12 protein-coding genes and 1 pseudogene are annotated in these 10,579 nt (G+C 42.7%); 12 read left to right on the top strand and 1 reads right to left on the bottom strand.

Features of this window, described 5'->3' with window-relative positions:
* Nucleotides 1-461 precede the first annotated feature (461 nt).
* From ACN5NT_RS23615 to ACN5NT_RS23630, 4 genes are all read left to right on the top strand, one after another.
* Complete coding sequence (locus ACN5NT_RS23615; RefSeq protein ID WP_419177104.1) at nucleotides 462-995, top strand: transporter suffix domain-containing protein; 534 nt, start codon at nucleotides 462-464, stop codon at nucleotides 993-995.
* 210 nt (nucleotides 996-1,205) lie between these two features.
* Complete coding sequence (locus ACN5NT_RS23620) at nucleotides 1,206-3,044, top strand: DUF389 domain-containing protein (RefSeq protein WP_419177105.1); 1,839 nt, start codon at nucleotides 1,206-1,208, stop codon at nucleotides 3,042-3,044.
* 232 nt (nucleotides 3,045-3,276) lie between these two features.
* On the top strand, nucleotides 3,277-3,795 hold the full coding sequence (locus ACN5NT_RS23625) for a linear amide C-N hydrolase (RefSeq protein ID WP_419177106.1): 519 nt from the start codon (nucleotides 3,277-3,279) through the stop codon (nucleotides 3,793-3,795).
* Nucleotides 3,796-3,861: 66 nt separating this feature from the next.
* Nucleotides 3,862-4,767 (top strand): cation diffusion facilitator family transporter, encoded by a 906-nt coding sequence (locus ACN5NT_RS23630; RefSeq protein WP_419177107.1) that lies wholly within the window; start codon nucleotides 3,862-3,864, stop codon nucleotides 4,765-4,767.
* A gap of 151 nt (nucleotides 4,768-4,918) precedes the next feature.
* Here ACN5NT_RS23630 and ACN5NT_RS23635 read toward each other — a convergent pair whose 3' ends face one another.
* Nucleotides 4,919-6,292: an integron integrase gene (locus tag ACN5NT_RS23635; RefSeq protein WP_419177108.1), complete on the bottom strand. Its 1,374-nt coding sequence runs from the start codon at nucleotides 6,290-6,292 to the stop codon at nucleotides 4,919-4,921.
* 257 nt (nucleotides 6,293-6,549) lie between these two features.
* On the opposite strand from ACN5NT_RS23635, the gene rnhA reads away from it, so the two are divergent.
* From rnhA to ACN5NT_RS23675, 8 genes and pseudogenes are all read left to right on the top strand, one after another.
* On the top strand, nucleotides 6,550-7,056 hold the full coding sequence (rnhA, locus tag ACN5NT_RS23640; RefSeq protein WP_419177109.1) for a ribonuclease HI: 507 nt from the start codon (nucleotides 6,550-6,552) through the stop codon (nucleotides 7,054-7,056).
* A gap of 128 nt (nucleotides 7,057-7,184) precedes the next feature.
* Nucleotides 7,185-7,571, top strand: coding sequence for an MvdC/MvdD family ATP grasp protein (locus tag ACN5NT_RS23645; protein WP_419177110.1), 387 nt, complete (start codon nucleotides 7,185-7,187; stop codon nucleotides 7,569-7,571).
* Nucleotides 7,550-7,921: a hypothetical protein gene (locus ACN5NT_RS23650; RefSeq protein WP_419177111.1), complete on the top strand. Its 372-nt coding sequence runs from the start codon at nucleotides 7,550-7,552 to the stop codon at nucleotides 7,919-7,921. Before ACN5NT_RS23645 ends, ACN5NT_RS23650 begins: the two co-directional genes overlap by 22 nt.
* 44 nt (nucleotides 7,922-7,965) lie before the next feature.
* A complete protein-coding gene (locus ACN5NT_RS23655) occupies nucleotides 7,966-8,112 on the top strand; it encodes a hypothetical protein (protein ID WP_419177112.1) in 147 nt (48 codons plus the stop codon).
* A 90-nt stretch (nucleotides 8,113-8,202) separates the two neighbouring features.
* Nucleotides 8,203-8,967: a GAF domain-containing protein gene (locus tag ACN5NT_RS23660; RefSeq protein ID WP_419177113.1), complete on the top strand. Its 765-nt coding sequence runs from the start codon at nucleotides 8,203-8,205 to the stop codon at nucleotides 8,965-8,967.
* Complete coding sequence (locus ACN5NT_RS23665; RefSeq protein WP_419177114.1) at nucleotides 8,954-9,184, top strand: hypothetical protein; 231 nt, start codon at nucleotides 8,954-8,956, stop codon at nucleotides 9,182-9,184. The genes ACN5NT_RS23660 and ACN5NT_RS23665 overlap by 14 nt, the downstream gene beginning before the upstream one ends.
* Nucleotides 9,185-9,281: 97 nt before the next feature.
* Nucleotides 9,282-10,229: a restriction endonuclease gene (locus ACN5NT_RS23670; protein ID WP_419177115.1), complete on the top strand. Its 948-nt coding sequence runs from the start codon at nucleotides 9,282-9,284 to the stop codon at nucleotides 10,227-10,229.
* A 234-nt stretch (nucleotides 10,230-10,463) separates the two neighbouring features.
* Nucleotides 10,464-10,579: pseudogene (locus tag ACN5NT_RS23675) on the top strand (transposase); the annotation flags it as partial.

A 10,579-nucleotide genomic window follows, 5' to 3' on the forward strand; every position in this document is an offset into this window, starting at 1 on the left:
AGTAAGATGTGTGTAGGACATAGGAGGGCTCCTTCTGGGATTGAGTTGGTGGTGCTTCTCAATATACCAGAAACCCGTCTGTGTCCTACCTTAGGTCCTTGTGGTGCACTTTGAATATGAATCTACCAAACCAGCCTGAAACCTTTTTTTGAGCAGGATTCCTGGCCTTTTTGTAGAGCTTTTTTCCTGTTGACCCCTCCATAATATTATAGGACACTTTCTCATGAGGGGAGATTTGCTTAAAGCAGCTGTTTACGCATGAGGAAATTCTCCCATCCGCCTTTCTTTCTATATCTATAAACCTGGGTGACAAATCGGGTACCTTAACTCAAGGCCGGTGTTTGACCTGACAAGGTTGCCGATTTCACAAGCAAAAAAGAGGTGTTCCAGATCTCGATAATGCAACAGCGTGTCATATTTTTTTTATCCCAATTGCTTACCCAGGGACAAAGGGGTGTGTGATGACTGACGCCGTACAGCCCGATATGCAGCCAGTTGCAGGATGGCGCTTCAAGTTTGGCATCTCTTTGTTTGTCCTCAGCATATTGCTGCCTGTGCTCGGGGTGCCACTGGTTACGGTAATGGAACTATCAAGCACTTCCGTGGCAACGATCTCCGGTATTTTGCTGGTGAGTGCGGAAGTGCTTGGTGTCGCCGCGGTCGCCGTCTTGGGTAAAAGTGGCTACGCCTATATAAAAAAACGTGTCCTTGGTTTCTTTAAGAGGTACGGACCACCGGCAGAGGTCAGTCGTACCCGTTATCGAATAGGTCTCGTGCTGTTCGCCTTACCATTATTTTTCGGTTGGCTCGCCCCCTATGCGGCTGGCAAGATTCCTGCCTACTCAGGTAACGAACCTACCTTCGCACTTATCGGTGACCTCCTGACGGTAATCAGCCTCTTTGTTCTGGGTGGCGATTTTTGGGACAAATTACGTTCGCTGTTTTTCCACGATGCAAAGGCGATCATGGCCAAGCAATCAGGTAAAGGTGTTTGAAAAGCAGCATCTTTCAGCTCGATGGGAAGAACGTAGAAATAGGAACCAGAGACGTACTGCCCCGGCACCATCAGCTAACGTCACATGTGGCAACTTACAATGATTTTCCTAATCTAACGTCGCAACAGCTTGGAAACAATTTGCTTTATTCCGAATGTCTACCTCGTATCAATGAAGGCCAGTGCTGGCCGAACTATTAGTGAGGAACATATGGGAGATCAATTCAAAAGGCTGGAAGAGCTGGTTCCGGGTCGGGACAATGTGGTCGCAATAATTATTACCAATCCGGACACCGCCTTCTCCTTGCTCTCAACCGGTTACAAGACGGCACTTCTTCACAACGGTTTCCTCCTGGTTTTCCTCCTGCCTGACCTGTCATTAGAGGAACTTATCAAACCTTTTGAGAATTGTGACAGGGAACGGTTGGTTCTTCAGGAGGTCAGTTCCGGCAAACCAGCCCGGGACATCCTGAAGCTGATCAAGAGAGTTCGGCCAATCGTGCTCGGCATGGCTATGGATCAGGTACCGGGCGAATCGCGTTACCTGGCTGGAAGTGTGTTTGATCCAATACTACAGCGTGCCCCTTGTCCAGTATATCTTATCAAGGCTCCTACCGGCTGGACTCCTTCAGGCTCAACATGTGCCCTGATACCATTTGAGGATGATAAAAACACGCACTTTGCAATTGAGACGGCGTTATCCGTTAACCCTGACCTTACCATAAAAGCAGTCATTGTGGTGCCGCCAGAAGCCTCTCCGGAAGACCTGTCAAGCCGGATAAAAACCTTTCACGAGCAAACGGACAAGTGGCAGGGTAATCCGCGCTTCAAACGTGCCGTACTTCGAGGGAGTAATGTTCAGGATACTGTGCTGGCTGAAGCCGAAAAGCATGATTTCCTTCTCGTAGGTGCAAGTAAGGGCATCCAGCTGGTACGCATACTATTCGGAGAGGTCAGAAATACTATTATCACGGAGTCCACCGTACCGACTATCCTGCTAAGGGAGTATCAGGGAAAAGCAGGCGCAGCACTGCAAACCGGCTGGTCATTTCTGGATGCGCTGATACCGACACTCTCGAAAGAAGAGCGCGTCGAGGCCTATAGGATTATTCGTAGAGGAGGCAGGCCCAACAGAGATTTCTTCGCAATGATCGCTTTATCGGCGGGGATTGCCAGCCTCGGACTTGTTCTTAACAGTGCAGCGGTCATAATCGGTGCGATGCTGGTCGCTCCGCTCATGTCGGCGATCATCGGTATGGGGATGGCAATTATCCATGGGGATATGGCTTTTTTAAGGATGACCTTTACTGCAGCGCTTAAAGGTTCGCTCATTGCCATTCTGACCGGGTTTATTTTTGGTTTAGTCAATTTTCACGGTGATCCGACAGAACAAATTCTACAAAGAACTGCTCCAACAATATTAGATCTTGGCGTCGCCTTGATTTCCGGAGTTGCTGCAGCTTATGCCATATGTCGCAAGAACGTGAGTAATTCGCTGCCAGGAGTTGCCATCGCCGTTGCACTTGTACCTCCCTTGGCGACCGTTGGCACTTGCCTTTCCATCGCCTATTGGGGACTGGCCTGGGGGGCTCTGAAACTGTTCCTCAGTAACCTTGTCGCTATAGTGTTTGCAAGTGCGCTTGTTTTTGTCAGTTTCGGATTTCGTCCTGATTTCAATACAACCACGTACGCCGAACGAATAAATGTATTTAAAAAAATGTTTATCTCTTCGGGTCTACTCGTTGTCGCAATGCTGATACTGCTGGTGGTTGAGACAACCCAGGGAGTGATGGAGGCCTCGTTGAGTGATGAAGTTGAACAGGAACTGGTAAAATACATTACAGATCTGGGTTTAGATGCGGAATTGGAGAATTGGGAAATTACTACAACTCGATCCGGAAAGGCCCGAGTTGATCTGGAACTCCGGTCAGAACGGCAATTGACGCCTAACGAAAGAATCGCCTTACAGAAACGTCTCAAAGCAGATATCGGAAAACCGGTTTTACTCAAGATAGAGATCTTGCCGAAAAACAACCTGAAGAACGAGTGAACCGTAGAGATCGAGATTTTATGTGACAGGTGTCTCTATCCGGCATTCCTGTCATCATCTTATCAATCACCACGGATCAAGGACCTATTTGGGTATTGATCGTGTCGTAGTGTCAGTCACGTCTCCTAACAGGATTTCTTACTGCATAAAACTGCAATATGTGAGTTGCACGGTTTCTGAATAATTACTTGTTAGGTGAACAGTACACCCACATATAAAGAAGAGGCCTAAAATGGAGTCAGTTTGGAATAGCCTTGAGATAACAAAGGTAATTGTTTCAGTCTTGACTCCGCTTGCGGTCATTCTTTTCGGCTATTGGATTAATCGCCACTTTTGGGAGCCCGTTAAAGTTGGAGATTTGGAAGTGAAGCCACTCGGCGTCGGCGCTGGCATGTTAGGGCTGCCCGGTGATTACTCGCCGCCTTCCCGCTTTGTCCGGGCGACAGCGCTCCGGAATACTGTGCGTCCGCTGGCTACTGGCGAGGATGCGGTTCTAGAGGCATTTCGAATTCTGAATAACTTCGACATTCCAAAGGGGGCCGTTGATGCTCCGGGAAAGGACATCCTGGGAAGCACCATTTGGACATCGGCGATGGATACCAAAGCGCTCCGCTACTATTACCGAACACAGTACAACAGCCGCCTACGCGTGATTGACTTGAAGGCCATTGATTTTGGCAAAGACAATATCACTTACGTGCCGATGGATCTCGAAAAGGGGCAGGATTTCCAAAAAGTTGTAATCCCTTAATATTATATAGCATGAGGGTGATTCCGGCCGCTCAATCGGTTTGGTTAGCTCTGCAGGAAAGAACGAATGGCGCACGATTACGACCATAAGCAAATCAACTATAACCGCACTTTTGCGGTTGGGATATTGTTGAATATAGTCTTCGTTGTCATAGAAGCAGGCTACGGTGTTGCTGCGGGATCATTGGCGCTGATAGCAGATGCTGGGCACAATTTAAGTGATGTATTCAGTTTGTTGCTTGCTTGGGGGGCAAGTTGGCTCGCCAGAAAACCGGCAACGGAAAAAAGGACCTATGGTTTTCGTAAGGTAACAATTATAGCGTCTTTAACTAATGGCATAGTGCTGCTTTTCGCACTTGGAGGAATTACCTGGGAGGCTATTGGCAGAATATTCGATCCAAAACCAATTGAAGCAATAACGGTAGTTGTGGTTGCGGCAATTGGTGTCGTCATTAATGCGATTACTGCATTGCTTTTTGTTTCCGGTCAGAAAACAGACTTAAACATCAAGGGAGCATATTTGCATATGGTTGCCGATACTGGCGTTTCACTTGGAGTCGTGGTTGCTGGCATCTTTGTGATGTTCACAGGTTGGCAAGTAATTGATCCGTTAGTCAGTATTTTTATCGTATCCGTCATCCTCGTTGGAACCTTGTCTTTGCTGCGTGACTCTCTGAACCTTGCCATAGATTCGGTTCCTGAACAGATCGATATAGCAGGGGTAATGGCCTACCTCTCAGGTCTGGACAATGTATCTCAGATTCATGACTTACACGTTTGGGCCATGAGCACTACAGAAGTAGCCTTATCGGTGCATCTGGTTACAACAGATAATGATTTAGGCAATAATAATTTGTCGATAATTCAGCAGCATTTACATGACCGTTTTGGTATTGGGCATTCGACAATACAGGTTGAAAAGCATGGAGATGAGTCTTGCATGTTAGACCGGGACGTATGTAAAAAAGGCTAGCAAATCATTAACCGGCCGGCAAATCCCTTAGCTGAGGCAAATATTGGGGACATCCATGATACTCACAAGATAGTTGGCAAGTGTCCTGTTTGTAGAATCAATCGTGGTCTACCCCCTAATACTCCTTTACTCCTTATTGCTGGTGAAAATATTAAAAATCAAGTGGGCTCTTTGCTTCTTTCTTCGTCGTACTTTTTACTGTGTGAGTGTAAATCATGGTTGTCCTTACATCGCTATGTCCGAGTAACTCCTGAATGGTTCGAATATCGTAATTTGCTTGAAGAAGATGACTCGCAAAGCTGTGCCTGAAGGTGTGCGCCGTGACCCTTTTAGTGAGACAGGCCTTTTCCACCGCCCGCCGGATCGCCCTCTGCACATGGGTTTCATGGAGATGGAATCGTTTCACCTCTCCAGTCTCCTTTACCTTTGTGAGTTTGTGGGCGGGGAATAACCATTGCCAGATCAATTGACGGGCAGCATTCTTTGATTTCCTTTCATAGGCGTCAAAAAGAAAAACTCCATCATATCGATTGCCTACATCCTTTTTATGTTGATCATAAACCATGTCCAATTGCCCATGCAGGTCTCTTTGCAGATTTTTGGGTAAGGGGACGGTACGATCTTTTTTCCCTTTTCCGTCATGGACGGTGAGAATACCTTCTTCAAGGTTCAGGCAATGAACACGCAACGATAAACACTCAAACAGGCGTAATCCGCAACCGTACAACAGTTTGACAATGAGAAGATACGGTTCATCGATAGCCTTGAATATCTTGTCGATTTCCGCCCGTGATAACACCACCGGGATATACGGTCTTTTCTTGGCGCGTACAACGCCATCGATGGTGCCGAATTCCCTGTTCAGTACGTTTCTGTAAAAAAAAAGGAGGGAATTGAAGGCCAGGTTCTGGGTTGAGGCGGACACCTTCTTCTTGACGGCAAGGTGGGTGAGATACTCTTTCACATGTTCCGCCGACAATCGATCAGGATGCAGAGATTTTGTATAGGTTTGAAAATCCCTGATATATTTCCTGTACGACTTGAGAGTATTGTCGGAGTAATGCCGCATCCGAATGGTATTCTCAAGATCGGCGAATTGAGCTTCCCATGAGCTTCCAGGCTCGTTGGCAGCTATATGTTGTGGAATGGTTGCGATCTTAACGGGCTTGGTACTTCTATCGTTAGTCCTCTTGAAGGTGTTCTTCCCAACGACGGATACCCTGTCGCTCTTTTCTGGTCTCTTTGAGCGACTGCCACCACTTCTATTGAGAACCAAAAAATCCAGGTAAAGCTGAATTGCCCTTTTAGCCTCTTGCCTAATCGCAACATTTTGATTTTTCTCTGTCAATTTTACAAGAAAGGCATCCAGGCCCCGAGTGGTTGCCGTCTCATGCTGATATTTCTCACAAAAATCCAGATAGTAACGGAGCCATTCCTGACATTCATTTACGTATATCTGCGCTACACCTCTTTGAGCGAGAAACTCAGCATACCTGACTCTGACCTCTGTAGGTACAACCAGCATGACTGCCTCCGAATCCATGGGAGTGAATTGGGTATAACATGATTTCTTGTAATGTTACCCAGAAGCAGAACACTAACAGCTTGCTTTGATCAGCACAATCTATTTATCTAGATTTATTAATTATTTACAATCTGGATGGAGCTGATTGAAGGGTGAGGGGGCCGTTGTGGACCGTTTCAGTCAGTCTTCCGGATAATTACTTGTTAGCCCTATAAAAAAATGAACTAAGCTTGCTAAATAAGTTCCAAAAAAAAATTATGAAAAATGTATCGATTTATACAGACGGAGCGTGTTCAGGAAATCCTGGTGTAGGTGGTTTTGGTTGCGTTCTTATACACGGAGAGCATCGTAGAGAAATTTTAGGTGGGTACAAACTTACAACCAACAACAGAATGGAGCTTATTGCCTGCATTAATGCTTTGGAAGCTCTAAAGTATGAGTGTGAGGTTAATTTATATACAGATTCAAAGTACGTTGTAGACAGTATAGAACAAGGTTGGGCAGCGAAATGGAGAATGAATGGTTGGAAACGAAACAAAAAAGATAAAGCGGAAAATCCTGACCTATGGCGCCAACTTCTCGATTTATGCAATAAGCATAAAATTAAATTTGAATGGGTTAAGGGCCATTCTGGTAATTTTGAGAATGAAAGATGTGATGAATTAGCGAATGAAGGTATGCGCCATGAGAATCTATTAGAAGATACAAAATATCTAGAGTACCAAGCAAAAAAAGAACTAAAGACGAATCCTACTCTATTCTGAATTGGTGCTAAAATATTAATATATATAAATCGGCTAACAAGACATTAAACGCGGACTCGCTGAAGCTCGCCGGTTAATTCCACGTTATGTATTAAGATCCAAATATTTTTATTTCATAATATATCAATATGCCATCAAGAGTATTAGTAATTACTAGTTCATTTGATTTAACAACAGATTATCTTTTGATCAAATTTAATGAGATTGATTTCTTTAGATTTAATGTGGATCTATTCCACGATTATGAAGTGACCATAGATGAAAAGAATGTCATTATAGAGTCGCCAAATAGGAGTTGCGAGCTAAACAATATTGATGCGATCTATTATAGAAAACCCAGTTTGCCAAATTTTAGCGGAATACTAGATGATGTTTATCACTCTTTTGCTCAAAAAGAAATCTTTTCAGTCATTGAAAGTGTTATAGAGAGTTATTCTGGTAGATGCATATCTAAACCTTCTTTGCTAAGAATAGCTAACAACAAAGTTGTTCAATGCTTGATGGCAAAAAAATAGGCCTAAAAATACCGACTCCAATCATAAGAAATTCGCCCAAAAATATAAAAAGTAGGAAGAATCTAAAAGACCAAATTGTCAAGCCTATTTCTATCGGTTCTTTAACTAACAACGATAGAAAATATACGGTCCAAACCAACATGGTTAACACCGATGTTCCTCTGAAAGATTTAAAATATTGTCCAGCATATTTTCAAGAATATATTAATAAAGACTATGATATTCGACTTACTGTTGTCGGCAGAAAAATATTCCCAGTAAAAATCATATCTGACGACAATATCGATTGGAGACACCCTGGTATTAGCAACTCATATGAGTCTATTGAAATGCCGAAAGATGTTGTTTAGCGATTTAGTAGACACCAATAATTAACTCAACTTAACGATACCCGATGGCGAAAAACATAGATCCTAAAAAGATCTGGAAGTACCCGGAGAAGTTCAAGCTCAGCCTCCAGAAAGGAAACATGGCCAAGAATGTATCCGCAATGCTTAATATCCATCCGGTTCTTCTCTCTAGGTGGGGGGCAAGAGTTTAGAGAAGAATAAATACGCGATGATGGTCGCCGGTTATGACGTCGTTAGCATATAGAAAAACCATTTTGACTGGTGTATTAAGAGATGATATTATGATCGATAAAGAATTGCAAAAGAAATTGTTAAGCATACCTGCTATAGCGACATATATAGGCACAGCTATTGGTATTTGGGGTATTGTTAAAGATAAACAAAACTTAACAATAATTACTCTTTTAGTATTGGTATCTATATTATTGGGATATTTATACCAAGTATATGGAAAATACAAATATTTTAAAAGATATAAAATCATTGACTCTGAATTTCATCGGTTATCTCATAGAACAAGAGATATGGTGACACTGATGCGTTGTGCTAGTGAAAAACAAGAGGTTATGTCTTTCACTGAAGCGGCCACCAGGAATGCCTTAACGGTTGCCTCTAATACATTCAAAACAATAACAGGTTTTGATTGCACAGCGTCTTTGATGATTAAACAAAATAATAATCGTTTAAAAACAACTTGGTATTGCCATAATTCTGATCCACAAAGAGAGTCGCAGGAAAGCACGTATTTGGAACTAAATGACGGTGTTGCTGGTGAGGCTGTCTCGACTGGTTGTGTAATTGTTTGGAATAATGGAGATACTAAATTTAAAGCCACACGAGAAGATTATGGAAAATACTATTCGTCAGGGATATCCATACCATTTAAGTCAGGGCTGGAATATATGGGCGTGGTGAATGTGGATTCAAAAGAAATCAAGATATTTGATTCAAAACAACATCAAGAAATTGGGGCAAATATTGCTGATACCATAGGGATAATATTTAATACTCAATCTATGTGGGAAGAGTTGAATGACAAGAGATAATTGTAAAAAAATAATAATTAATTCAAGAAAATCGGCTCATTCTCTATCAACATTTAGTGAGAATCCCTTGAGCGATGATAAAGATGTGAAAGATTTGTGTGTTCTGCTATCTTCGCCATTAAAAAATACATATTTATGTGATAACTGGCCTGACAAGTTTAAAAAAAGACTTGAGTCTCTAAGCAAACCCCTTACAGAAGTGATGAAATTGCCGTGAATTTTAAAATATACTAACAATTCGTTATAAGGGACGCGCAAAAGGCTTGCGCCGCTGTATTCCACGTTAGGTTAAACGAGTTTTTCTAGGAGTAAAAATGGCTGTTTGGGCATTCAGTAAAGTTGATGATTCTGAGAACAGAAAGTTAGTTTATGAATCTATATTAAAGGGTCGTTCCCGATTTGGATGGTCACGAGAAGACAAGCATAACTTGTTACTCAAAGATAATTGGACAGATTGGCATTCAAAGCAACAGTTCTTATTAGACATTAAGCCTGGAGACTGGATTATTCATATAAACACCCCTAAATGGGGTCAATGTACGGCTGCAAAAGTTACAGGGGTGTATGAATTTGACTCAGGACTTAATTGCTCTCGCGGGGTCGATTTCCGGCACTCATTCCCTGTAGATAAGGATAGTATCTGCGTATTTTCCAGACGAGACGACAATGTTCTACCATCAGTAAATCTTAGACCTAGAGCTCGTTATCATAGAGTTTACGAGGAAAATGATTTTCACCAATCTATAGATAATATTCGTAACAGTAGTGTTGAGTTAAGTCGTGAGTCGAAGGGGGAGTTTTATCTTAAAGAAAAAACGAACAAACTTTTAGCAAATATCACGTCTTCGATTCATCAAATGAATAAGAGTAAAGATCTAGAAATTTACTTAGCGAAAGTGTTTCGAAAGGTCGAAGGTGTTGTTGAGGTCAAAGAAAATGGCTTTGGCTGGGGTACAGACTATGGTGCTGATCTCATCATAACATTTAAAAATTTGAATTTTGTAAATCAAGTTGTTGTTCAAGTTAAGTCATTTGATGGTAGCCATCACTCACTTGAGGCAGTTTCACAAATCGAAGAAGCCATTGACAAGTATGATGCTTCAGCAGGTATTATTATCACTACAGCTTCTAGTACTGAAAGCTTGGAGAGCGCTGTACAAGACTTAAGTGAAAAAATGGGTAAATCAGTTGAGCTTATAGCTGGAGAAGATGTAGCCAAGTTTGTATTGAAGTATGCACCTGAAATGGTCTTCAAGGTTTAAATTCGCCTAACCCGGCGTCAAGATGGACGATGGAGGCAACGGCATTTTTGAAGATGCGGAAAGAGAATGGGGTGGAAAGAGAAAGAGAATGAGAGAATGAGAGAATGGGGTCGGGCCATGATAACACCCCGATATAGCGTCCTTGTCTATTGAAAGAACATCGTGATTCAGGTTAATATCTCGTTTTTCCGGGAAGAAAATCAAGATATTGAACTTCTTAGGACGAGACAAATTATGGCAAGAGCCAAAAGGCACTATCTACCTGGGCAGGTGTGGCACATCACTCATAGATGCCATAAGAAGGACTTTCTGCTCAAACTGAAAATGGATCGGCAGAGATGGCTCCACTG

The organism is Desulfosediminicola sp. (genome assembly GCF_048381775.1).
Taxonomy (GTDB): Bacteria; Desulfobacterota; Desulfobulbia; order Desulfobulbales; family Desulfocapsaceae; genus Desulfopila; species Desulfopila ganghwensis.